At 70.1% G+C, this 23373-nt stretch carries 22 protein-coding genes and 2 tRNA genes; 7 read left to right on the top strand and 17 right to left on the bottom strand.

Features of this window, described 5'->3' with window-relative positions; all coding sequences use genetic code 11:
• From ACFVSU_RS02320 to ACFVSU_RS02310, 3 genes are all read left to right on the top strand, one after another.
• On the top strand, nucleotides 1-1002 hold the full coding sequence (locus tag ACFVSU_RS02320) for a beta-ketoacyl-ACP synthase III (RefSeq protein WP_387137459.1): 1002 nt from the start codon (nucleotides 1-3) through the stop codon (nucleotides 1000-1002).
• A 74-nt stretch (nucleotides 1003-1076) separates the two neighbouring features.
• Entirely contained in the window at nucleotides 1077-1325 is a 249-nt protein-coding gene (locus tag ACFVSU_RS02315; protein WP_013586517.1) for an acyl carrier protein, read from the top strand.
• A gap of 59 nt (nucleotides 1326-1384) precedes the next feature.
• Complete coding sequence (locus ACFVSU_RS02310; RefSeq protein ID WP_387137456.1) at nucleotides 1385-2623, top strand: beta-ketoacyl-[acyl-carrier-protein] synthase family protein; 1239 nt, start codon at nucleotides 1385-1387, stop codon at nucleotides 2621-2623.
• Between the two features lie 146 nt (nucleotides 2624-2769).
• On the opposite strand, the gene ACFVSU_RS02305 is transcribed toward ACFVSU_RS02310, so the two are convergent.
• Both ACFVSU_RS02305 and ACFVSU_RS02300 read right to left on the bottom strand, forming a co-directional pair.
• Nucleotides 2770-3273 carry a DUF3145 domain-containing protein gene (locus ACFVSU_RS02305; protein ID WP_387137453.1) on the bottom strand — a complete coding sequence of 168 codons (504 nt, stop codon included), beginning with the start codon at nucleotides 3271-3273 and terminating at the stop codon, nucleotides 2770-2772.
• A gap of 150 nt (nucleotides 3274-3423) precedes the next feature.
• Complete coding sequence (locus ACFVSU_RS02300) at nucleotides 3424-4197, bottom strand: hypothetical protein (RefSeq protein ID WP_310290948.1); 774 nt, start codon at nucleotides 4195-4197, stop codon at nucleotides 3424-3426.
• 164 nt (nucleotides 4198-4361) lie between these two features.
• Here ACFVSU_RS02300 and ACFVSU_RS02295 point away from each other — a divergent pair, with 164 nt between their 5' ends.
• Nucleotides 4362-6368 (top strand): DUF262 domain-containing protein, encoded by a 2007-nt coding sequence (locus tag ACFVSU_RS02295; protein WP_387137450.1) that lies wholly within the window; start codon nucleotides 4362-4364, stop codon nucleotides 6366-6368.
• Nucleotides 6369-6424: 56 nt separating this feature from the next.
• On the opposite strand, the gene nagE is transcribed toward ACFVSU_RS02295, so the two are convergent.
• The 3 genes from nagE to ACFVSU_RS02280 all read right to left on the bottom strand — a co-directional run bounded on the left by nagE (nucleotide 6425) and on the right by ACFVSU_RS02280 (nucleotide 9746).
• Nucleotides 6425-8359: an N-acetylglucosamine-specific PTS transporter subunit IIBC gene (gene nagE / locus ACFVSU_RS02290; protein WP_387137447.1), complete on the bottom strand. Its 1935-nt coding sequence runs from the start codon at nucleotides 8357-8359 to the stop codon at nucleotides 6425-6427.
• 188 nt (nucleotides 8360-8547) lie between these two features.
• A tRNA-Ile gene (locus tag ACFVSU_RS02285) sits at nucleotides 8548-8621 on the bottom strand.
• A gap of 27 nt (nucleotides 8622-8648) precedes the next feature.
• Nucleotides 8649-9746 carry a DMT family transporter gene (locus tag ACFVSU_RS02280; protein ID WP_387137444.1) on the bottom strand — a complete coding sequence of 366 codons (1098 nt, stop codon included), beginning with the start codon at nucleotides 9744-9746 and terminating at the stop codon, nucleotides 8649-8651.
• 42 nt (nucleotides 9747-9788) lie between these two features.
• On the opposite strand from ACFVSU_RS02280, the gene def reads away from it, so the two are divergent.
• Nucleotides 9789-10355, top strand: coding sequence for a peptide deformylase (def, locus tag ACFVSU_RS02275; protein ID WP_387137441.1), 567 nt, complete (start codon nucleotides 9789-9791; stop codon nucleotides 10353-10355).
• Nucleotides 10356-10376: 21 nt separating this feature from the next.
• Here def and ACFVSU_RS02270 read toward each other — a convergent pair whose 3' ends face one another.
• The 7 genes from ACFVSU_RS02270 to dusB all read right to left on the bottom strand — a co-directional run bounded on the left by ACFVSU_RS02270 (nucleotide 10377) and on the right by dusB (nucleotide 17160).
• Nucleotides 10377-11015: a DUF1345 domain-containing protein gene (locus tag ACFVSU_RS02270; protein WP_387137438.1), complete on the bottom strand. Its 639-nt coding sequence runs from the start codon at nucleotides 11013-11015 to the stop codon at nucleotides 10377-10379.
• Between the two features lie 34 nt (nucleotides 11016-11049).
• Nucleotides 11050-11718, bottom strand: a complete 669-nt coding sequence (locus ACFVSU_RS02265; protein ID WP_387137435.1) for a hypothetical protein — start codon at nucleotides 11716-11718, stop codon at nucleotides 11050-11052.
• A gap of 65 nt (nucleotides 11719-11783) precedes the next feature.
• Nucleotides 11784-11856, bottom strand: a tRNA-Asn gene (locus tag ACFVSU_RS02260).
• Nucleotides 11857-11932: 76 nt separating this feature from the next.
• Entirely contained in the window at nucleotides 11933-12721 is a 789-nt protein-coding gene (locus tag ACFVSU_RS02255; protein WP_387137432.1) for an ATP-binding cassette domain-containing protein, read from the bottom strand.
• 50 nt (nucleotides 12722-12771) lie between these two features.
• Nucleotides 12772-14637, bottom strand: coding sequence for a DNA primase (gene dnaG, locus ACFVSU_RS02250; RefSeq protein WP_387137429.1), 1866 nt, complete (start codon nucleotides 14635-14637; stop codon nucleotides 12772-12774).
• Nucleotides 14637-15995 (bottom strand): deoxyguanosinetriphosphate triphosphohydrolase, encoded by a 1359-nt coding sequence (locus tag ACFVSU_RS02245; RefSeq protein WP_387137426.1) that lies wholly within the window; start codon nucleotides 15993-15995, stop codon nucleotides 14637-14639. Before ACFVSU_RS02245 ends, dnaG begins: the two co-directional genes overlap by 1 nt.
• Entirely contained in the window at nucleotides 15985-17160 is a 1176-nt protein-coding gene (gene dusB, locus ACFVSU_RS02240) for a tRNA dihydrouridine synthase DusB (RefSeq protein ID WP_387137423.1), read from the bottom strand. The genes ACFVSU_RS02245 and dusB overlap by 11 nt, the downstream gene beginning before the upstream one ends.
• A 67-nt stretch (nucleotides 17161-17227) precedes the next feature.
• Here dusB and ACFVSU_RS02235 point away from each other — a divergent pair, with 67 nt between their 5' ends.
• Complete coding sequence (locus ACFVSU_RS02235) at nucleotides 17228-17731, top strand: glutathione peroxidase (protein ID WP_056367368.1); 504 nt, start codon at nucleotides 17228-17230, stop codon at nucleotides 17729-17731.
• Nucleotides 17732-17794: 63 nt separating this feature from the next.
• On the opposite strand, the gene ACFVSU_RS02230 is transcribed toward ACFVSU_RS02235, so the two are convergent.
• The 5 genes from ACFVSU_RS02230 to recO form a co-directional block, all read right to left on the bottom strand.
• Nucleotides 17795-18475 carry a DsbA family protein gene (locus ACFVSU_RS02230; RefSeq protein WP_387137421.1) on the bottom strand — a complete coding sequence of 227 codons (681 nt, stop codon included), beginning with the start codon at nucleotides 18473-18475 and terminating at the stop codon, nucleotides 17795-17797.
• Nucleotides 18476-18539: 64 nt separating this feature from the next.
• Nucleotides 18540-19556, bottom strand: a complete 1017-nt coding sequence (locus tag ACFVSU_RS02225; protein ID WP_387137418.1) for a hypothetical protein — start codon at nucleotides 19554-19556, stop codon at nucleotides 18540-18542.
• Nucleotides 19556-20308: a hypothetical protein gene (locus tag ACFVSU_RS02220; protein WP_387137415.1), complete on the bottom strand. Its 753-nt coding sequence runs from the start codon at nucleotides 20306-20308 to the stop codon at nucleotides 19556-19558. The genes ACFVSU_RS02225 and ACFVSU_RS02220 overlap by 1 nt, the downstream gene beginning before the upstream one ends.
• A 91-nt stretch (nucleotides 20309-20399) precedes the next feature.
• Nucleotides 20400-21212: an isoprenyl transferase gene (locus ACFVSU_RS02215; protein WP_387137412.1), complete on the bottom strand. Its 813-nt coding sequence runs from the start codon at nucleotides 21210-21212 to the stop codon at nucleotides 20400-20402.
• Nucleotides 21209-21952 carry a DNA repair protein RecO gene (gene recO, locus ACFVSU_RS02210; RefSeq protein WP_045302667.1) on the bottom strand — a complete coding sequence of 248 codons (744 nt, stop codon included), beginning with the start codon at nucleotides 21950-21952 and terminating at the stop codon, nucleotides 21209-21211. Before recO ends, ACFVSU_RS02215 begins: the two co-directional genes overlap by 4 nt.
• Nucleotides 21953-22048: 96 nt before the next feature.
• Here recO and ACFVSU_RS02205 point away from each other — a divergent pair, with 96 nt between their 5' ends.
• Complete coding sequence (locus ACFVSU_RS02205) at nucleotides 22049-23335, top strand: right-handed parallel beta-helix repeat-containing protein (protein ID WP_387138690.1); 1287 nt, start codon at nucleotides 22049-22051, stop codon at nucleotides 23333-23335.
• The last annotated feature ends 38 nt before the right edge of the window (nucleotides 23336-23373 follow it).

Below are 23373 nucleotides of genomic sequence, written 5' to 3'. Positions count from 1 at the left end.
ATGACCCGCAGCCTCATCCAGCCCACCGGTGCCGCCCACACGCGCATCTACTCATACGGCGCCGCCCGTGGCGAGATCGCGGTGCCGAACGACGACCTCATCGGCCCGATCGACTCGAGCGACGAGTGGATCCGTCAGCGCACCGGCATCGTCACGCGCACTCGTGCGCTGGCCGAGACCGACGCGATCGACCTCGCGACCGATGCCGCCCGCGAGGCGATCGAGCGGTCCGGCGTCGACGCGTCGCAGGTCGACGCCGTCATCGTCGCGACCATCAGCAACCCGAAGCAGAGCCCGTCGGTGTCGGCGATCGTCGCCGATCGCGTCGGCGCCAACCCCGCCGCGGCGTACGACGTGAACGCCGCGTGCGCCGGCTTCGCCTACGGCGTGGCCCAGGCCGACGCGCTCATCCGCGCCGGCGCCGCGAACTACGCCGTCGTGATCGGCACCGAGAAGCTCAGCGACATCGTCGACCCCGCCGACCGCAGCATCTCTTTCCTGCTCGGCGACGGTGCGGGCGCGGTCGTGGTCGGTCCGAGCGAGACGCCCGGCATCGGCCCCACCGTGTGGGGCTCCGACGGCTCGAAGTCCGAGGCCGTGGGCATGAACCACACGCTGACCGAGTTCCGCGACGGGATCGCGCCGTGGCCCACCCTGCGCCAGGAGGGCCCCACCGTCTTCCGCTGGGCGGTCTGGGAGATGGTGAAGGTCGCACGCCAGGCGCTCGAGGCTGCGGGGGTCGAGGCATCCGATCTCGCCGCCTTCGTGCCCCACCAGGCGAACATGCGCATCATCGACGAGTTCGCCAAGCAGCTGGGCCTGCCCGACACCGTGCTGGTCGGCCGCGACATCGAGACCACCGGGAACACCTCGGCGGCCTCCATCCCGCTGGCCACGCACCGGCTGCTCGAGGAGCACCCGGAGCTCAGCGGCGGCCTCGCGCTCCAGATCGGCTTCGGCGCCGGGCTGGTTTTCGGCGCGCAGGTGATCGTCCTTCCCTGACGCGGCGAACCGCGACCCTAGACTGATTCCCGGCCCGCTCGGGCACGCCTACCCCTAACAAACAGGAGAATCCCATGGCATTCACCAACGACGAGGTCCTCGCGGGACTCGCGGAGCTCATCACCGACGAGACCGGTATCTCGGCCGACGAGGTCGCGCTCGAGAAGTCGTTCACCGACGACCTCGACATCGACTCGATCTCGATGATGACGATCGTCGTCAACGCCGAGGAGAAGTTCGGCGTCACCATCCCGGACGACGAGGTCAAGAACCTCAAGACCGTCGGCGACGCCGTCACCTTCATCACGTCGAACCAGGCGTAGGACCATCCCGGTGGGGGCCGCGGCCCCCACCGGCCATCATCACGAGGACTCTGATCTCCATGAGCACACCCCGTATCGTCGTCACCGGCATCGGTGCCTCGACCCCCATCGGCGGCACCGCCCCCGAGAGCTGGTCGGCGCTGATGAACGGAGCATCCGGCACGCACACGATCGAGCAGGACTGGGTCGAGGAGTACCAGCTCCCCGTCACCTTCGCCGCACAGGCGCTCGTCCGGCCCGACTCCGTGCTGGAGCGCCCCGTGGCCAACCGCCTCGACCCTTCGGCGCAGTTCGCGCTCGTCGCGGCGTTCGAGGCATGGGAGGACGCGGGCAAGCCGGAGGTCGAGCCCGAGCGGTTCGCCGTGGACTTCGCGACCGGCATCGGGGGCCTGCAGACCACGCTCGCGGGCTGGGACACGCTCAAGACCAAGGGACCTCGCCGCGTCATGCCGATGAGCGTCCCGATGCTCATGCCGAATGCACCGGCCGCGGCCGTCTCGATGCACCTGAACGCCCGCGCCTACGCGCGCACCGTGGCTTCGGCGTGCGCATCGAGCACCGAGTCGCTCGTCAACGCGTTCGAGAGCCTTCGCGCGGGTCGCGCCGACGTCATCATCGCGGGGGGCGCCGAGGCGGTCATCCACCCGCTCACCATCGCCGCGTTCGCCGCGATGCAGGCGCTGTCCAAGCGCAACGACTCCCCCGAGACCGCGTCGCGCCCGTACAGCGTCGACCGGGACGGTTTCGTCATGGGCGAGGGCGCGGCAGCGCTGGTCCTCGAGACCGAGGAGCACGCCAAGGCCCGCGGCGCGAAGATCTACGGCGAGGTCGTCGGCGGCGGCGTGACGGCCGATTCGTACCACATCACGGCTCCGGAGCCCGAGGGGCTGGGTGCCTCGCGCGCCGTGCGCCTCGCGCTCGAGCAGGCGGGTGCCACGCCCGACGAGGTCACGCACATCAACGCGCACGCGACGTCCACTCCCACCGGCGACATCGCCGAGTACAAGGCGCTCCTGAGCGTCTTCGGCGACCGCGTCCACGAGATCCCCGTCTCGGCGACGAAGGGCGCGACCGGTCACCTGCTGGGCGGCACGGGCGCGCTCGAGGCGATCTTCACGCTCCTCGCGCTGCGCGAGCGCCAGGCGCCGCCGACCATCAACGTCAGCACGCAGGACCCCGACATCCCGCTGCGCATCTCGGACGCCCCGATCGCCCTCGGTGCGGGCGATCAGCTCGCGATCAGCAACTCGTTCGGCTTCGGCGGTCACAACGCCGTCGTCGCCTTCCGCTCGGTCTGACGACCCGCGACGCGAAGACGCCCCCGGCGATGCCGGGGGCGTCTGTCGTGTCAGGCGGCGGTTCGCGGTCCCGCGACCCGGGATTCATGGCCTCCGAGCCTCGGTAGTGGCGCCTCACGCCGCCTGCGTCTGTGGGGTTGTGGGCGTCAGCCGACCTTGTGCAGCCAGACGACGGGCGCAGCGTCGCTCGCGTGGCGGAACGGCTCGAGCTCCTCGTCCCAGGCTGCGCCGAGCGCGACATCGAGTTCGCGCTGCAGCTCGAACGCGTCGCCGCCGGCGATCTCCATCGCGTAGCGGATGCGGTCCTCGCCGATGACGACGTTGCCCGCGGTGTCGGTCTGCGCGTAGTGGATGCCGAGGCCCGGCGTGTGCAGCCAACGGCCGCCGTCGCTGCGGGGCGTGGGATCCTCGGTGACCTCGAAGCGCAGGTGCTCCCAGCCGCGGATGGCGGTGGCCAGGGCCGAGCCGGTCCCGGCGGCGCCTTCCCAGTAGAACTCTGATCGCCGGCTGCCGGTCAGCACCGGCTGATCCGCCCAGTCGAAGCTGACGGCGCGGCCGAGGGCTCGCCCGACAGCCCACTCGAGGTGGGGGCACAACGCCCGTGGCGCGGAGTGGATGAAGATCACCCCACGCGCTTTATGTGTCGTCATGATCTCTCCGTTCGTCAGGTGCGTCTTCCCCTACGACCTGTGACGGTGTCATGACGTGCTGTTCGGTTGTGCTGCCGCCATTATCGCGGAGAGGGCCCGGGAATCACAAGACTGTGATTCCCGGGCCCTCTCCGATCAGGCGGGTGGTGCTCAGGCCTCGCTCATGGCCTGGACCTCGGCCTTGCCCTTGGCGGCGTAGTACGCGGCGCGCGCGGCGTCACGGCGGGTCTGCTCGGCCTGACCGGCGTCGAGCACCTCCTGCGCGACCTCGAACTGCGGCGCGGTCGGCACCGCGTGGTACTTCTCCATGTAGGCGTCGAGCTCGGGGCCCGACTCCCAGGAGGTGATGAGGCAGTAGCGCGGCTCGGTGCCGTCGTGGTGCACGGCGTGCCACAGGCGCTGCGTGTCGACGATGAGCTGGGCACCGGCGGGAAGCGCCACGCGGTACTCGATGCTCGGGTCGGTGCGGTTCTCACGCAGCACGAAGTAGGTGTTCTTGTCGTCGGTGAGGTTGAAGAAGCCGCGCACGACCCAGCCGGTGCCGTCGGGGTTGAGGCGGTTGTTGTCGTCCTGGTGGAGGTTGTACAGCGCGTCGGCGTAGGTGTTGGGCTGCAGCTCGATGATGCGGCAGCGGCCGACGTTCGAGCCGGGCTCCTGCGCGCGGCGCGTCAGGGTCGGCGCCTTCTCGGTCTGCTCGGGGATCCAGACGCCGTCCTTGTCGGTGCGCGGCGGCGTGTGGTTCCAGAACCCGTTGCACTCGATCTCACCCTTGGCGGACGCGAGCGGCGCGAAGCGGGTGTCGCCCGACGACTTCCAGTCGACGTACTCGATCGACAGCCACTCCTGCGGGTCGATCTCCTCACCGTAGGAGTCGAGCACCACGAAGCCGGTCTCGTCGAGAGCGGCGGACTTGATGTAACCCATGACGAATCATGCCTTTCGGTCAGTGAGCCAGCACGTTTTAACAGGCTCAACTTAGGTAAGCCTACCTCGGGGGTCTGGACGCCCCCGAAGCCCGCGCCGTGAATAACAGGCGGCCGTCGTGCGCCCGCTTCGTGGCGGGGAGCCCGGCCTAGACTGGACGGGCCATGGTCACTGCCACGAACGTCGATGCCACTGCTGTCAACACCATCGGCTGGCTCTCCGCCGCGGACTGGACGATCGTCGTCCCGGTGTATCAGCGGCAGTACCGGTGGGACATCGGGGGGTGCGAACAGCTCCTCGCCGACATCCGCGCGGTGGCGGATCTCGACGATCGGCAGATGCATTTCATCGGGTCGATCCTCTCTTCCGCGAGCGGCGAGGGATCCGACGCCGAACTCGTGCTCATCGACGGGCAGCAGCGGACGACGACGCTCATGCTGCTCGTCGCCGCCCTGCATCACACCGTGCGCGAGGCGGATCCCGACCTCGCCGATCAGCTGCAGCGGGTGCTCGTGCACTCGCACGACGCGACGCGTACGAAGCTGCGCCCGCACCGCGCGTGGGCCTCGGTGTTCGAGCGCGTCGTACTCGACCTCCCCCTCGCGGCGGGCGAGCACCGAGATTCGCGGTTCGACGACAACTACGCGTTCTTCCGCAGTCAGATCAGCCTCGAGGAGGCGCCCCACATCTGGCGAGGGCTCCAGAAGCTCGAGCACGTGGCGATCACCCTCGGCGCCGGCGCCAACGCCCAGCAGATCTTCGAGAGCCTCAACTCCACCGGGGAGCCGCTGCGCGACCACGAGCTCATCCACAACTACGTGCTGATGGGTCTCAACCACTCCGAGCAGCGGGAGATCGAAGCCGACTACTGGCAGGCGATCGAGCAGAACACCGGCGATTCGATCGCGGAGTTCTGGAGGCAGTACCTCGTCATGCGGACCGGTCGGGAGGTCACCGTCGTCGGCGGCCGCGGCGTGTACGACGCGTTCCGTCACGAGTTCCCGCGGCTCGACTTCGAAGGGCTCCTGCGCCACGCCGACGAGTGGCGGGAGCTCTCCCGCGTGTACCGCATCCTGCTGCGGCCGACGGAGGCGCCGGATGCCGAGATCACGCGTCACCTCGCCTACCTCGGCACTTTCGGCACGGGCATGTACCCGCTCGTGATGCGGGCGTACCGCGACTTCGAGCTCGGCTCGCTCGGGCGCGAAGAGCTGATCGACACGCTCGAGATGGTGCAGTCGCTGCTCGTGCGCCGCGCGGTGGTCGGCACCGGCGTGGATCGCCTGGTCGCGCGTCTCTGCCGTGCGCGCGAAGAGGGCGCCGGCGCGCTCGTGTCGGCGATCTCGCGCATCACGCCGTCGGACGAGCGGATCGCGGTGGCACTGAAGTACTCGGAGCTCCCCCATGCGGCCTACGTCCTCGGCCGGATCGCCGGTGTCGACGGCGCGGGCGGCCTCGACGTCGAGCACATCTTCCCGCTCGCCCCCGGCGACGGCTGGTCGGGCGACGGGGTGCGCGAGTGGGCGTCGTACACCGACGACGAGCAGAACAGCCATCGCGCCCTCGCGAACACGATCGGCAACCTCACGGTCCTCGAGGAGGATCTCGCCCTCCGCGCCTTCGATCGCTCGTTCCCCGAGAAGCAGGCGCTGTACGCGCGCAGCGCCGTCGCCACCACCGCCGAGCTCGCCGCGCTCCCGTCTTGGGGCACGGCGGCGATCGGCGACCGCTCGGCGCAGCTCACCGGCCGGTTCGTCGAGGTCTGGAAGCGTCCGGGGGGTCCGGCGATCGACGACGACGGCCTCACCCCGATCCTCGACGCGGTGCGCCGCCGCGGATGGCCTCCGGGGTGGCACCGGGAGTGGTCGTACGTCGAGTACTGCGGCGAGCACTGGGAGGTGCCCGACGTCAAGTACCTCTTCAACCGCGTCTTCAAGCGGCTGTGGGCGGATTCCCGCGACTCGGTCGTCGCGTACAGCGCGCGACGGGGTGGTCCGGTCTACACGGCGCAGTCCTGGAACGGCCAGTGGGACCGTCTCGACGACGAGCACTCGCTCTACATGGGCTGGGACTCCAGCTACATGCTCAGCGCCGTGCAGGGCGTGCTCGATGAGGCAGGACTCGCCCCCGAGGTCTTCGTGAAGTACTCCTACATCGGCAACGCGATGTGAGAACGGGACGGATGCCTCGGCGCGAGGCATCCGTCCCGTTCATCGTGGCCGGGGCGTCACTCGAAGGTGACGGCGGCGTCCTCGTTGTTGAGCACGATCACCGGGGTGATCGAGGGGTGTCCGGCGGCCTGGATCTTCGCGAGGTCGAAGCGCAGGAGCGGCGTGCCCGCCGTGACCTTCTGGCCCTTCTCGACGAGGGTCTGGAATCCGTCGCCCTTCATGCCGACCGTGTCGATGCCGACGTGGATCAGCAGCTCGGTGCCGTCGTCGAGGACGAGCGCCACCGCGTGGCTGCTGTCGAACGTGGCACCGATCGTGCCGTCAGCGGGTGCGACCACGGTGTCGCCGGTCGGCTCGATCGCGACACCCGGGCCCATGATCCCCTGCGCGAACGTGGGGTCCGGAACGGCCGAGAGCGGCACGACCTTGCCCTCGAGCGGCTGGCGCAGCTTGACGACGGTGGTCGTCGGCGCGTCCGTCAGCACCGCGGTGCCTCCGGCGGCCGGGGGTGCAGCGGGCTCGGCCGCGACCACGGGGGCCTCGGCTTGACCCGTGATGATCTGCTCCATGGCGTCCTTCACGAACTGGACGTTCGTGCCGTAGATCACCTGCACCGACTTGCCGCCCGGCTTCATCGTGCCGGCGGCGCCGGCGCGCTTCAGTGCGGCCTCGTCGACCTTGTCGACGTCGTTGATCTCCATCCTCAGGCGGGTGGCGCAGTTGTCCAGGTCGAGGATGTTCTCCTTGCCGCCCAGCGCGTCGATGAAGCGGCTGCCGGTGACGAGGTACTTCTGGTCGACGTTGTGGGGGTCGAACTCGGTGCCCTCCTCGAGGATGTTGTCGTCCTCGCGGCCCGGCGTCTTGAGGTTGAACCGCTTGATGAAGAAGTAGAACACCCCGAAGTAGATGAAGAACCAGAAGACGCCCATGACCGGGATCAGCCACGGGTTCTGCGCCATCGGGTTCGTCCAGTTGAGCACGAGGTCGACGAATCCGGCGGAGAAACCGAAGCCCATCCGGACCGGGAGGATCGCGCTGATCGCCATCGAGATGCCGGTGAAGACCGCGTGCACCACGTACAGCACCGGAGCCAGGAACATGAACGAGAACTCGAGCGGTTCCGTGACGCCGACGAAGAACGAGGCGATCGCGGCGGACAGCAGGATGCCGTACGTGATCTTCTTGCGCGTGCTCTTGGCGGTGAGGTACATCGCCAGGGCGGCGCCGGGCAGCCCGAACATCATGATCGGGAAGAAGCCCGTCATGTACTGACCGGTGACGCCGTACGTGCCCGTCCCCGCCAGGAAGTTGTTCAGGTCGTTGATCCCCGCGACGTCGAACCAGAACACCGAGTTCAAGGCATGATGCAGGCCGATCGGGATGAGGAGCCGGTTGAGGAATCCGTAGATGCCGGCGCCGAGCGGCCCGAGGAAGGAGATCCACTCGCCGAACGTGACCAGTCCGCCGTAGACCCACGGCCAGACGAAGAACAGGATGGCGGCCAGGACCAGCGAGAAGCCCGCCGTGACGATGGCCACCGAGCGCTTGCCGGAGAAGAACGACAGTGCGTCGGGCAGCTTGGTGTCTTTGAACCTGTCGTAGCAGAACGCGCCGATCAGGCCGCAGAGGATGCCGACGAAGACGTTCTCGACGTTGGCGAACGCGGCGGGGACCTCGTTCACGTCGTTCACGCCCATGAACAGCATCACGGATTCAGGCTTCAGCAGGGTGGTCACGACCAGCCAGGACACCACGCCCGCGAGCGCGGACGTGCCGTCGCTCTTCTTCGCCATGCCGATCGAGATGCCGACGGCGAACAGCAGCGCCAGATTCGCCAGCAGGGAGATTCCGGCGGTGTAGAGGAAGTCGACGACGACTCCGCCGCCGATGGTGCCTTTGATCCAGTTGCTGATGCCGACCAGGATCGCGGCCACCGGCAGCACGGCCACCGGGAGCATGATCGATCGGCCGAGCCTCTGCAGGAACTTCATTGTTCGCCTCCATCAGGAGCCAAGGGACAGTTGATGTCGCTGACGCTACAGCCAAACCCATTCGCGCGTCACTGGGTCCCCCTCCGAAAGTTAGGGGTATGAACGAATTTCTCATCGACCCGTGATCCGGGGCCTGAGAAAGGCTGAGGTCCGTCGCAACCCGGTGGGTTGCGACGGACCTCGATGTGTAGGGCGGGTGGGACTTGAACCCACGATCGTCGGGTTATGAGCCCGCTGCCTTGACCAGCTTGGCCACCGCCCCGTGCGCGCCAGGCGTGCGGAGACGAGCCTACCTGCCTGCCTTGCCCCCGGGCTCGTCTGCGCGGTCCTTGACGGGCGGCTCGGGCCACACCTTGGCGACGGCCTCGGTCACCTTGATGGATCCGGTGCGCGGGTGCGCAGCATCCGCCGCGCCTCCGTCGCTCCCCCGCTGGATCGGGAGCTCCTGGCTTTCGCTCAGCACCTGCGGATGATGGCGGGCGAGCTGGAACACGCCCCATACGGCGACCGCGCCGACCAGCGCGAACGAGATGTAGACCCAGAGCGGTGCGCCGGCCGCCTCTTGCAGCACCGTGAGGCCGATGAAGATCGCGACGATCGGGTCGATGACGGTGAGGCCGGCGACGACGAGGTCGGGCGGCCCGGAGGCGTACGCGTTCTGCACGAAGTAGGCGCCGACGATGGCGCCCGCGATGAGCGCGGCGAGGCACGTGAAGGTGAGCCAGTTGAAGTCCTGCGACTGGATGCGCACGATCACGACCTTGGCGAGCGTCGCGACGAAGCCGTAGATGACGCCGGCGGCGATGATGTAGAAGAGCGCGCCCATGCGCGACCGCAGCCAGATCCACAGACCCGCGAAGACGACGGTGACGATCCCGAGCATCACCAGGATCGTGATGAGCTGGCCGTTCGACACCGGCTTCTCCGTCGCGAACAGCGCCGCGATGGTGACGAAGATGAAGATGCCGCCCACGCAGGCGCCGATCGCGGTCAGCGAGCGTCTGGTCGGCTTGTGCCCGCTGATCTGGGCGTTCAGCAGCGTCGTGATCACGAGGGCGATCGCCCCCAGGGGCTGCACCACGATGAGCGGCGCGAACGCGAGCGCCGAGAGCTGGCACGCGATCGCGAGCCCCAGCATGACGGTCCCGATCACCCAGGACGGTCGCGAGAGGAGCTTCAGCAGGTGGTTCGCGCCCAGCCCTCCGCTCCCCTGCGAGCCGTAGAGACGCTCGACCTTCGTCACTCCGCGGTGCTGGTACTGCGCGCCGAACGACATGAAGATCGCGCCGAGCAGGGCCAGCGGGATGCCGATGAGGATTCCGGGATTCTGGAACGCGCCGACGAGCTGATCGCCTACGTCCTCGAGCTCAACCGCCGTCCACACCACACATCGACACTAGCCGCAGGCGCCGGTCGATAGGCTCAAGGCGTGGCTGTTCTCCCGATTCGCATCATGGGCGATCCCGTCCTGCACTCCCCCGCGTCCGCCGTCGAAGAGATCACGGACGAGATCCGCACCCTGGTCGCCGACATGTTCGAGACGATGGATGCCGCACCCGGCGTGGGCCTCGCGGCCCCGCAGGTCGGGGTGCCGCTGCGCATCTACACGTACAACTACGCCGACGAAGACGGTGCGCCGTGGCGCGGTGTGATCATCAACCCCGAGCTCTGGATGAGGCCGCTCGAGCCGGGTGCGCCCGACCCCGACGAGGAGTCCGAGGGATGCCTCTCGTTCCCCGGCGAGCGGTTCCCGCTGCGCCGGTCGGACGAAGTGCTGGTGACCGGCACGGACCTCGAGGGCGACCCCGTCCGCATCCAGGTCGACGGGTGGCGGGCGCGCATCATGCAGCACGAGTTCGACCATCTCGACGGCATCCTCTACGTCGATCGCCTCGACGACGGCGACTGGAAGACCGTGCAGAAGCTCGCGCGCAAGCGCGGCTGGGGGCGTCCCGGAAGCGCGTGGACCCCGGGCGTCGACCACATCGACGCCTGAGGCGCCGGCCCCGGCGCCTCGTCAGCCGCCGAGGCCGGCGACGAGGTTGATCACCGTCGCGAGGATCACCGCACCGAAGAGGTACGCCAGCAGCGTCTGCGCGATCACGGTGCGGCGGATCACGTTCTGCGACACGTTGGTGTCCGCGACCTGATACGTCATGCCGAGCCCCACCGAGAAGTAGGCGAAGTCGGTGTACATCGGGTCCTCGCGCTGATTGAAGGCGATGCCGCCGATCGGCTCCGAGTAGTACAGGTGCGCGTACCGGAGCATGTAGTCCATCTGGATGAGGCCCCACGACGCGGCGACCGCCACCACGGCGATTCCCGCGAGCAGGAACGACGTCAGCTCGTCGGCGTGCCGCGCCTGGACGATCACGACGGCGACCGCAGCGAGGCTCGCGACGCTGCCGGTGAGCGAGATCAGGCGTGCGAGGCGGCGCCCCGGGTCCTCCGCGGTGGCATGCGCGCGCGTCTGCGCGGCATCCATCCTCCAGATGTTCGGGACGATGAGGAGCAGGGTCGTGAGCGACAGCGCCGCCCAGCCCGCGAGGAGGCCGGCCGCGAGGCCCAGGAACGGCGTGACCGCGAAACCGGCGACGACACCGACCGCGAGCGAGATCAGACCGCGGGTGAGGATCGCCGGGCGGGTGTGCGCCATCGTCGAATGATCGCACACGGCCCCACGGCTCGGGTCACGTCGCGGATGTGTCGTCGCGGCGGTTCTGGCGCTCGACCCATCGGCGCAGCTCCGCATCTGCTCCGGGAGGCGCCTGGGCGATGACGTTCATGCCCTGCCGCACCAGCGTCGTGCCGATGCGCATCGGGCCCCACACGCGAGCGGTGGAGAGTTCTCCGGTGTCGACGTCGCGCACCTGCACCTGCGTGGTGTCGGTGCGCTTGCGCGCACCCGGCTTGCCCGCGACATGCTGCACGACGAGCACCGGGAGGTCGTGCGCGGCAGCCGTGGCGATCACGGAGTCGAGATCGTGGGCGGCCCACTGCCGGCGGATGCCTCGCACGGACCAGAGGGCGACCAGGACGACGGCGAGCGTGGCGATGCCCGTGGGAACGAGCCAGAGGCTCGCCACGGCGGACAGCAGCGACCACAGCGCGATTCCCCGGACCGCCAGCAGGATCGCGATGATCGACGGCACGAGCGCGAGGAAGAGCCAGGGCGCGGGTGCCGAGACCGGGAACATCCAGGGATCCCCGCCGAACAGCACCACGAGCCCGACCCACAGCACGGCGACGCCGAACACGGCGAGCGCGATCAGAAGGGGGACGGAGCGATAGACGGGCGCCGGTGCAGGAACCCCGCCCTCGATGGCCAGACGCGGCGAAGGCTTGGCGCGAGCCGCCATGTGCACTCCTCGATGTGATCCCCGGAGACGAAGAAAGCCTCGGGGGTGGAGCCCCGAGGCTTTCGCTCCCCCACTTGGACTCGAACCAAGAACCTATCGGTTAACAGCCGATTGCTCTGCCAATTGAGCTATGGAGGAATGTGCCGCACTCTCGTGCGGGCAACCAGTTCATACTAGCAAAGCTCAGGGCGTGCTCATGACCACATGCACCCGATCAAGAGTTGACGACGCGTCGATCGGCCTGTCCGTCCGGCGTCCACAGCAGATCCTCGGTGCCGTGCCCGAAGGCGACGGCGTGGCCCGCGCGCAGCACGAGGACGTCCGCGTCCAGCTCGCTCACGACCTCCGGCTCGTTGGTCACGACGAGGGCGGCCATGTCGAGCTCGCGTCGACGTCGGAGCACCGCCTCGCGTGCAGCCTTGCGCACCTCGACGTCCATGTTGGCGAAGGGCTCGTCCGCGATCAGCACGCGAGGCTGGAGCACGAGGGCCCGGGCGAGCGCCACACGCTGGCGCATGCCCGCGCTGAGCTCGTACGGGTACTTGGGCGCCGCGCCGAGGGGCAGCATGAGCTCGTCGAGCAGTGACGCCACCCGCACAGCGAGTGCCCGTGCGCTGACGTGCCGGTCGCGACTGGTGATCGGCTCGCCGATCACCTCGGCGACCGTGAGGCGGGCCGGAAGATGTGCGCCCGCGGCCTGCGGGACGTAGCCGGCGTAGTACGTGAGGTAGCGGTGGTCGCGGCCGGGACGCCGTACCGCCACGCCTTCGACGATGCCGCGTCCGCCCACGACGGCGAGACCGGGCTCGTCGGCGCCTGCCAGCACCGCGGCGAGCGACGACTTACCGGAGCCCGTCGGGCCCATCAGTGCCAGGATGCCGCCGTGCGGCAGTCTGAACGACACGCCGTCCACGACGCGCTGCGCCGGAGCACCACGACCCGAACGGGCGATCGACAGATCCGAGCAGTCGATCGCGACATCCGCATCTCGCCGGTGAGCCATATCCTCATCCTGCCCGCTGACCGGCGTCGACGCCAGCCGACGGAACCGGATCAGGAGGCCTCGTCAGCGAGGGCCTGACGCTGGGCGTCGAGCTCACGCAGGCGCAGCCGGATGGTGCGGCCCTCCTCCGACTCCGCGGGCACGCGCTGGATCGCTCCGAGCAGCTCCGCCTTCTCGCGGTCGAACCCGCGCATCACCAGCCGGCGCGCGAGGTCGCTCGCCGAAGAGACCGCCTCGTCGTCGCTCAGCGCCGGGAAATCGGCGGCGAGCAGCTCGGCTGCGAGCGACCGGTAGGGCTCGCGCACGGTGGCGACGGCATCCACGGCCCAGCCGGGCCGCTGCATTCCGGTGGCGTCGCGCACGGCGATGCGCACGGCATCGAGGGCCGGGTGCCGGAACGGCAGGTCGAGGGCGCGCGCGACGAGCGACGGGTCCATGCGATGGCCGAACTGCAGCACGCCCATCACGGCGCCCTGCTCCAGCCCGACCTCCGGCGTGCGCGGCAGAGTCGCGAGCGTGACGCGCAGAGCGCCGTCGTCGACCGGCGGCTCCGCGGGCTCTGCCGCGCCGGGCGCGGCGTCGCGCCGGCCGCCCGCGCCGCTGCGGCCCGCACGCTCGACTTCCCGGCGGACGTCCTCGGTGTCCATGCCGAGCCGTCTCGCCAGCACCCGCACGTACTCCGGCTGCAGCAGCGGATCGCGCAGCTCCGCGACGACCGGTGCGGCGGTGCGAAGGGCGCCGACGCGCCCCTCGACGCTGCGCAGGTCGTAGCCCGAGATGCGCTGGTCGAGCACGAACTCGACCATCGGCACCTTCGTCTCGAGGAGCGCCCGCACGGCGCCGTCGCCGCGCGCGAGGCGCAGGTCGCACGGGTCGAGTCCTTCCGGACCCGTGGCGACGTAGGTCTGCGCGTTGAACCGCTTGGCGTCGGCGAAGGCGCGCAGCGCCGCCTTCTGTCCGGCGGCATCCGGGTCGAAGGTGAACACGACCTCGCCGGCCGTGGAGTCGTCGCCCATCACGCGCCGGAGCACCGTGATGTGGTCGGAGCCGAACGCCGTGCCGCACGTCGCGATCGCGGTCGTGATGCCCGCGAGGTGGCACGCCATCACGTCGGTGTAGCCCTCGACCACGACGACCTGGTGCTGGCGCGACACCTCGCGCTTGGCGAGGTCGAGCCCGTAGAGCACCTGCGCCTTCTTGTAGATCGTCGTCTCGGGCGTGTTCAGGTACTTCGGGCCGTTGTCGTCGTCGAAGAGCTTCCGCGCACCGAATCCGATCACTTGACCGGTCACATCGCGGATGGGCCAGACCACGCGCCCGCGGAAGCGGTCGTACACGCCGCGCTGTCCCTGCGACACGAGGCCCGCGGACGAGAGCTCCTCGTCGGTGAAGCCCTGGGTGCGCAGCGCCTTGGTCATGCCCTCCCACCCCTTCGGGGCGAATCCGACGCCGAAGTGGGCGGCAGCGCCGGCGTCGAAGCCGCGCTGACCGAGGAAGCGTCGGGCGATGTCGGCCTCGGGTGTCATGAGCTGGGCGCGGAAGAACTCCGCGGCCGCAGCGTTGGCCGCGTACAGGCGGGCGCGACCCGTGTGCTCGGGGGCGGCACCGCCGTCCTCGTAGTGGAGGGAGTAGCCGATGCGGCCTGCCAGGCGCTCGACGGCCTCGGTGAACGTCACGTGGTCCATCGCACGCAGGAACGAGTACACGTCCCCGGACTCGCCGCAGCCGAAGCAGTGGTAGAAGCCGGCCTGGGGCCGCACGTTGAAGCTCGGACTGCGCTCGTCGTGGAACGGGCAGAGCCCCTTCATCGAACCCACGCCGGCGGACTTGAGCGCGACCCGCTCTCCGATGATGTCGGCGATGTTCGTGCGCGCCTTGACCTCGTCGACGTCCGCCTGGCGGATCCGCCCCGCCATCAGCGGGCCTCGGACGCGCGGAAGGCGCGGGAGGCCGTGTCCATGGGCCGTGCGCCCGGAGCCCAGACGCCGACGGATGCTGCGTCCACAGGTCCGACGAGCGACCCGTGCCACGCGATCGCGAGCTGATCGGTGAGGCTGGCGACCTGGTCGACGACCACACGGCGGCGCGCAGCATCCGTGTCGGCCGCCCCGAAGTCCTCGGCGTGCAGCGCGTCGAGCGCGTCGGGGTGCTCCCACAGCGCCGTCGCGAGGCGCTTGAGGACGCGTCGCTGCTCCTTGTAGAGGTCCTTGCGCCCTTCGATCGACACGACCGCCGCGCCGATGATGCCCTTGAGCACCGCCATCTCGGCCTCGACGATGCGGGGCACGATGAGGTGGCCGCGGTACCGGGTGAGCACGGACGTCGCGTACGACTCGCGTGTCGCCGTCGTCGCGGCGCGCGCGAAGCGGCCGATGAGGTCGGAGGTGAGGTTCTTGAGCCGCGCAAGCGCCGCACGCGTGCCGTCGAAGGAATCGATCCACTCCGGCATGCGGGTGAGTCGGAACAGCGCGTCCTCGAGCTCGTCTCGGGCGAAGTCGAAGCCGACCCAGGACTGGATCGCGGTGAGGAGCCACTCGTGCTCGCGCGGGTCGACCAGGCGCGCCGGGTCGAGGTAGCCGTTGACGACCGCGTCCTCGAAGTCGTGGACCGAGTAGGCGATGTCGTCGGAGAGGTCCATGACCTCGGCCTCGATGCAGCGGAGCCGGCCGGGTGCGCCCTCGCGCACCCAGCGGAACACCTCTTCGTCTTCGGGGTAGACGCCGAACTTGAGCCGACCGCCGGGATCGGGCAGCGGGTGGTCGACCGTCCACGGGTACTTGCAGGCGGCGTCGAGGCTCGCCCGCGTGAGGTTGAGGCCGAAGCTGCGCCCGTCGGCGTCGACCACCTTCGGCTCGAGCCGCGTGAGGATGCGCAGGGTCTGCGCGTTGCCCTCGAAGCCGCCGAAGTCCTCGGCCCACTCGTTCATGGCCCGTTCGCCGTTGTGGCCGAACGGAGGGTGCCCGAGATCGTGGCTGAGGCAGGCGGTGTCGACGACGTCCGCGGCGAGGTCGAGGGCCGTCGCCAGCTCGCGACCGACCTGGGCGACCTCGAGCGAGTGGGTGAGGCGATTCCGTGCGAAGTCCGCGGGGCTCGCAGGACTCAGCACCTGGGTCTTCGCGGCCAGACGGCGCAGCGCGGCCGAGTGCAGCACACGCGCACGGTCGCGCGCGAAGTCGTCGCGCTGGGAGCGGTGGCGCTCGGCATGGAAGCGGGCGGCATCGGCGTCGTCATAGCCCATCGGGCGCTCGGACGCGCCGGCCAGGTCACCCGCCACTGTGGTCGAGTTCCGCTTCGGCGATGGCGGTGGTGGCCTCGGCGCTGAGCTCGCGCGACTCGAGCCAGCGGTCGGGCAGCGCGGGACGCTTCGGGGTGCCGGCGCGCCCTCGCTGACCTTCGGCCGCCGCACCCGGGTACGGGGCGTCGGCATCGAGGGTGGCGAGCAGGTCGTCGATCTCGGCGAGGCTCGATGCGGTGGCGAGGCTCGCGCGGAGCTCGCCGCCCACCGGGTAGCCCTTGAAGTACCACGCGACGTGCTTGCGGATGTCGCGGCAGCCGCGGTCCTCGTCCTCGAAGAACTCGACGAGCAGCTCGGCGTGGCGGCGGAACGCGCGCGAGACGAAACCGAGGGTCGCGTCGACCGGCTCAGCCGGTGCGGCGCCGGGGCCGCCGAGCGCGCGGGCGAGATCGCCGAACAGCCACGGACGCCCGAGGCAGCCGCGACCGACGACGACGCCGTCGCACCCGGTCTCGTCCATCATGCGCACGGCGTCGTCGGCCGACCAGATGTCGCCGTTGCCGAGCACCGGGACGCTGGTGACGGTCTCTTTGAGCCGCGCGATCGCTGACCAGTCCGCCTGGCCGGAGTAGAACTCCGACGCGGTGCGGGCGTGCAGGGCGACGGCGGCCACGCCGGCGTCCTCGGCGATGCGTCCGGCGTCGAGATAGGTGAGGTGGTCGGCGTCGATGCCTTTGCGCATCTTCACCGTGAGGGGGATGTCACCGGCGGCGCGGGCGGCGCGGGTGACGATGTCGCGGAACAAGCCGAGCTTCCACGGGAGGGCCGCTCCCCCGCCCTTGCGGGTGACCTTGGGGACGGGGCACCCGAAGTTCAGGTCGATGTGATCGGCGCGATCCTCTTCGACGAGGAGGCGCACGGCGGCCTCGGTCGTCGCGGGATCGACGCCGTAGAGCTGGATCGAGCGAGGGGTCTCGGACTCGTGGTGCGTGATCAGGCGCATCGTCGTCGCATTGCGCTCGACGAGGGCGCGCGTCGTGATCATCTCGCTGACGTAGAGGCCGGCCCCGTACTCGCGGCAGAGGCGCCGGAATGCGGTGTTGGTGATGCCCGCCATCGGCGCGAGCACCACGGGGGCGTCGAGTTCGATGGGCCCGATGCGCAGCGTCGGCGCAGGGGCGAGGGCAGTAGTCACGCGTTCCATTCTCTTACAGGAATCCGTCCCTTGGCTGAACGGCCGCACCCCTGTGCACAGGGCTTAGCCTGGGGGGATGACCGAGGCCACGATCACCGACCTGCGCGAGATCCCCTTCACGACCGCCGACGGCGGCACCGCGACCCTCTCCGAGTACGGCGACCAGGTGCTCCTCGTCGTCAACGTCGCGTCGAAATGCGGCCTGACTCCGCAGTACGAGCAGCTCGAGCAGCTGCAGCGGGCGTACGCCGACCGCGGCTTCACGGTGCTGGGCTTCCCCTGCAACCAGTTCATGGGGCAGGAGCCGGGGTCGATGGACGAGATCCTCGAGTACTGCTCGGTCACGTGGGGTGTGACGTTCCCCGTCTTCGACAAGGTCCGGGTCAACGGCCCCGGCGCCGCTCCGGTCTACAAGGCGCTGAAGAAGTCGCGCGATGCCGAGGGCAAGAAAGGCCCGATCGTCTGGAACTTCGAGAAGTTCGTCCTGACGCCGGAGGGCGGCATCCACCGCTTCCGTCCGAACGTCAAGCCCGACGACCCGGCGATCGTCGAGGTCATCGAGGCGAACCTGCCTCGCTGACCCCGCAGACATCAGACGGGCCCGCCGCGACGAATCGCGGCGGGCCCGTTCTCGTTGAAGGGTTCAGACGTCGACGTCGGCGGGCTCGCGGTTCTCGGACCACACCTGCCGCACGATCTGCGCGAACGCCTCAGCGGGCTGGGCACCCGACACGCCGTACTTGCCGTCGATCACGAAGAACGGCACCCCGTTGATGCCGTAGGCCGCGGCCTGCGCCTGGTCGGCGCGCACCGCGTCGAGGTAGCGGCCGCTCTCGAGGGCCTCGCGGGCGGCGTCGGCGTCGAGCCCGGCATCGGTGGCGAGGTCGACCAGTTCGTCCTGTCGCCCGAGGTGGCGTCCTTCGGTGAAGTACGCGGCCATGAGGCGCTCGGTGAGCTCGTGCTGGCGGCCCTGCTCCTTCGCGAAGTGCAGGAGCTCGTGGGCCTTCACGGTGTTGGTGTGCTTGAGGAGGTCGAACCGGTACTCGAGGCCCGCGTCGGCGGCGACGCCGGTCACGCGCTCGAGCATCTGCTGCACTTGGGCGCGCGGCATGCCCTTGTGCTTCGCGAGGAAGTCGAGCTCGTCGCCCTCGAAATCGACGGGCGTATCGGGCGACAGCTCGAACGAGTGGTACGTCACCTCCACGGCGGGGGCGTCGTCGTCCGCGGATGCCGCGGCCAGTCCGTTCTCGAGGTTGCGCTTGCCGATGTAGCACCAGGGGCAGGCGATGTCGCTCCACACGTCGATCTTGATGGCGTCCGTCATGCTGAGGACAACCGCGCGCGTCCGCGCATCTATTCCGCCGAATGCGTCGGTCCGGTGCGGATGCTCAGGGAACGGGCGGATCGGCGTCGGGCACGAACCGGAACCGCACCCGCACGTCGTCGTACGGCACCACCAGGGTCGAGGCATCCGGCGACCACGTGTCGGGCACGAGGTAGAGGCGCCCGCCGCCCTGCGCGAGCAGCCTCAGCCCGAAGTATCGGTACGCGAACGTCTGCGGCGCGGCTGCGGGATCTTCGACGGATGCCTCGTCCCCGAGCTGCTGGAAGGTGATGGCGTCGTTGCCCGGATAGAGCCGCTCGGGGGTGTCGAGCACGACGGCGGGGAGCGTCGTGAGGTCGGCGGCGAGGGAGCGGGCCTGACCGAGGCCCCACCATTGCGCGATGGTCGCCGTCGACCAGAACGTGCCGGCGATCATCACGAGGACGAGGAGCACGACGACGCCGCGCCCGCCGCTCGAGCGGTCGAGGGCGCGCACGGTGGCCGAGGCGTAGGCCGCGAGCCCCGCGCCGATCGCGAGGAACAACGGGGTCAGGAGCTGGCCGTACGTCCATCCCGGCAGGAACGGCACGAGGAAGGCCAGGACGAGGCCCGCGAGGATGAAGCCGATCCCGGTCCAGGCGAGGATGGCGATCACACGCCGTTGCGCCGGGCGCTCCTTTGTCAGCAGCCACTTCCGCAGGGCGCGATGGCCGAGGATCGCGGCGGCGGCGAGCAGGGTGAGGACCATCACCGGGATGAACAGCGCACCGGGGCTGCGCATCACGAACTCCTGCGAGCTCAGCCCGATGATGTCGACGTCGACGCCGAAGTACCGGAAGAACTCGCGCGTCGACACATAGCCGAAGTAGAAGAGCAGCGCGGTGACCAGGGTGAGCGGAGCCACGAAGGAGGAGAGGAAGCCCATCCACTTCTCGAAGCCGAGCCCGGGGTCGACCCGGAGCGGCTCGTCGGCGGTCGATGCGGAGGACCCGGCGGATGCGGGGGTGCCGCGACCTGCGGCATCCGCGGCTGTCGAGGCCGCAGGTTCGGGCGGGGACGCGGCAGGCGGGTGAGCTGCCATCAGCCGTCCACCTCAGTGGTGGGCGTGTCGGAGGGCTCCGGCTCCTGCTGCTGATCCGGGTCCTCGACCTGCTCCTGGTCCTGCTCGGCGGACGGCTCCGGGTCGTTGACGATGATCGGGGGTCCGGGGTCGACCTCGCGCGCCGCGACCTCGTCGCAGATCTGGGCGGTCGGGCACTCGAGCGTGCCGCGGAAGGTGATGGCGGTGCCGTCCTGGAAGTCGCCGCCGGGGCGGAGGACGAGGCTGCAGAAGATGCCGGACTCGTTCGCCGCGACGAGCATGCCGAGGCAGGAGCGGTCCGCGCCGCGGGTTCCGCAGACCCCGCCGTCGACCCGCAGGCCGGGCTTATCGGTCACCGCGTTCTCGAACGTGAAGCTGACGCCGTCCGGCACCGCGTCGCCGCCCCAGAACACCGCGATGGTCTTGCACCAGACCCCCGACTCGAGCACCTCGGCGGTGCCCTGATCGCCGTAGGCGGGTCCGCCGTACTGGGCGACGGGGCCGGTGCGGACGCGATCCTGGGTGGGATCCTCTCCGCCGTCGGAATCCGCCTGCCCCTGGTCCTCGCCGCCGGTGTCGGTCTCCCCTTCGGCAGTGACCTCGTCGGTGGGCTCCGCGGACGCGGAAGGGCTCGCCGACGTGGTGGGTCCCGCGTCCTCGGTGGTCACCGGCGTCCCGCATCCCGTCAGGGCGAAGGCCGCGACGAGGCTCAGGATCGCGGCGAGGCCCACCCGAGGCCCTGACAGCGCCATGACGCGCCTCCTGACCGGCCGCATGCGCGGCCCACGTCAATGATGAGGGCGCGAGGGCTCGCTGGATACCCCGTCGGACGCAGGCGTGAGATCAGGATGTGGCGGCGTCGGGGGCGTCCACGGCGCCGCCGAATCGGCGATCGCGGCCGAGGTACGCGTCGATGCCGTGCCACAGGTCCTCTCGCGTGAAGTCGGGCCACAGCGTGTCGAGGAACACGAACTCCGCGTACGCCGATTCCCACAGCAGGAAGTTCGACGTGCGCTGCTCGCCGCTCGACCGCAGGAACAGGTCGACATCCGGCATGTCCGGGCGGTAGAGGCGTCGCTGGATCAGCTTCTCCGACACCGCCGAGGGCTTCAGCCGGCCCGCCGCGACGTCGTCGGCGATAGAGCGCATCGCATCGACGAGCTCGATGCGGCCGCCGTAGTTCACGCACATCGTGAGGGTCAGCACGTCGTTGCCGGTCGTCAGCTGCTCCGCGAACTGCAGCTCCTTGATGACGCTCCCCCAGAGGCGCGGCTTGCGGCCGGCCCACTGGATGCGCACGCCCCACTCGTTGAGCTGATCGCGCCGACGGTGGAGCACGTCGCGGTTGTAGCCCATGAGGAAGCGCACCTCGTCGGGCGAGCGCGACCAGTTCTCGGTCGAGAACGCGTAGACCGACAGATGCTTCACGCCCGCCTGGATCGCGCCGGCCACGACGTCCAGCAGTGCGGCCTCGCCCGCCTTGTGCCCCTCGATGCGGGTGAGACCCCGGCGATTGGCCCAGCGGCCGTTGCCGTCCATCACGATGGCCACATGGTTCGGCACGGCACCGCGGGGGTACTCCGGCGGGTAGACGCCGGTCCAGTCGAGCGGGCGGTACGGCACCGCGTCGCGGTGCGTGTAGGGCTTCGGGGTCACCTGGTGCCTTCCTGCGGGGCTGCCGAGACATGGGAGAGCGAACGGATGCCGCGTTCGAGGTGCCACTGCGCGTATGCCGCGATGAGACCCGAGGCGGCGGCGGTCGACCCCGGGGACGCGGCATCCACCACGTCCCACTCCCCCGCCATCAGCGACTGCAGGAGCGACACCGTGGCGGCGTCGACGCGGGCGGCGCCGGTGGGAGCGCAGTCGCGGCAGACGATGCCGCCCTGCTGGGCGACGAACGTGTCATGGGGGCCGCGGCGTCCGCAGAGCGCGCACTCGCCGAGGCCGGGCGCCCAGCCCGACAGCGCCATCGCACGGAGCAGATACGAGTCCAGGACGCTCCGCGAGGCATGCTCGCCGCGTGAGAGGGCGCGAAGTCCTCCGACGAGGAGCAGGTACTGCTGGGGCGTCGCCTCGGCCTCGTTGAGGCGATCGGCCGCCTCGACCATGGCGTGAGCGGAGGTGTACCGGTCGTAGTGGGCGACGATCTCGGCGCCGTAGGAGCCGAGCGATTCGGCCTGCTGGACGATGTCGAGCGAGCGCCCCTGGTACAGCTGCACATCGGCGACCATGAAGGGCTCGAGGCGTGCGCCGAACCGCGACGACGTGCGCCGCACCCCCTTGGCGACGGCGCGCAGCTTGCCGTGACGGCGGCTGAGCATCGTCACGATCCTGTCGGCCTCCCCCAGCTTGTGGGTGCGCAGGACCACGACTTCATCGCGGTAGGTGGGCACGGGTCAATTATCCCTGCGCACCCGTCGGATCGCGCGGCACGGAGCCGCGGGTGGCGCGGGTCGCGCGTCGGGCATGCCGCTAGGCTCCGCAATGTGATGCTGCCGCGTGCCGCCGCCGTCCTGGGCCTGGTCGTGCTGCTCTCCGGGTGCACCGCCGCGGAGACGCCCGGTCCGTCGCCGACCGAAGACACCCGTCTGGCGGAATGCGACGCGGCGGCCGCCGCCGTCTCCGACGCGGTCGCAGACGTCGTGGCCGGCTACGAAGGGCCGCTCGGCCCCGACGGATCGATGACGGCCTCGCCGGAGCCGCTGCCGAGCGCAACCCCCGACACCGACGGGTCCGGAGACCCGCTCTCCGCGGCGGTCGCCGCGGCGCGCGAGACACGCGAACGCCTCGGCTGCGACGCCGACCGGTTCGACGACGAACTGCAGACAGGGCTTGACGAGGTGCGTCCTGAAGGCGCGATCGCGACCGCCGTCTGGCGCCGGGTCTCGGCGACGCTGCTCGGGCGGATCCCCGCCGACACGACGGAGCGCACGCTGGAGGCGGGCGAGGATCTCGCCGAGGTCGTCGCGCAGATCCCCGAGGGCGGAACCCTCGTATTGCCGGCCGGGACGGTCGAGGCGGACGACACCATCGTCCTCCTCGACGGCGTGACGCTGCGCGGCGCCGGCCGGGACGCCACCGTCCTGCGCTCCTCGGCGTCCGACGCCGCCGTCCTGATCGCCGCGACCGGTCTGGTGAAGGTCGTCGACATGACGGTCGAGGTCGCGGGTCCCGATCCCGCATCGGCCGTCGTCGCCGGTCCGTGGGCGTCGCTCGTGCTGAGCGGCGCGCGGGTGGCGGGCGCCACCATCGCGGAGGGCATCGGCGGTGCCGGCGTGTACCTGTCCGCCGGCGCCGAGGACGTCACCGGCGAGCAGACCACGCTCGAGGTCACCGACACCCTGTTCGAGCGGAATGCGTGGGCGGGCCTCGCGGTGACCGGCCGTCACCGCGTGAGCATCGAAGCCTCCCGATTCTCCGGCAACGGCGAGGTGGGCCTGCTGTTCATGGACGCGACCAGCGGCTCGGTGCGCTCGAGCACGTTCGCCGACAACACGGTCGGGGTCGCGATCGCCGGCACCGCCTCGCCGACGCTGTTGTCGAGCACCGCGAGCGGCGGCTCCGTGGCGCTCCAGACGGACGATTCGGCGGCTCCTACGGTGGACGGGATGGACATCGGCGGCGCGACCACCGCGGCCGTCATCCTCGGCGGCGAATCGGGTGGATGGATCGGGGGCGTGGCGTGCCACGACGTGCCGTTCGGCATCGTGGTCTCCAGCGGGGCCGCGCCGACGATGGGCTCGAACTCCTGCGCTCTGAGCCGGGGCGGCTCCTGAGAGCGAGCGCTCTCACGACACGCCGTGGATGACTTCGC

Source organism: Microbacterium sp. NPDC058062 (assembly GCF_042885375.1).
Classification (GTDB): Bacteria; Actinomycetota; Actinomycetes; order Actinomycetales; family Microbacteriaceae; genus Microbacterium; species Microbacterium trichothecenolyticum_C.
This window is presented reverse-complemented; position numbering and strand designations above follow the sequence as displayed.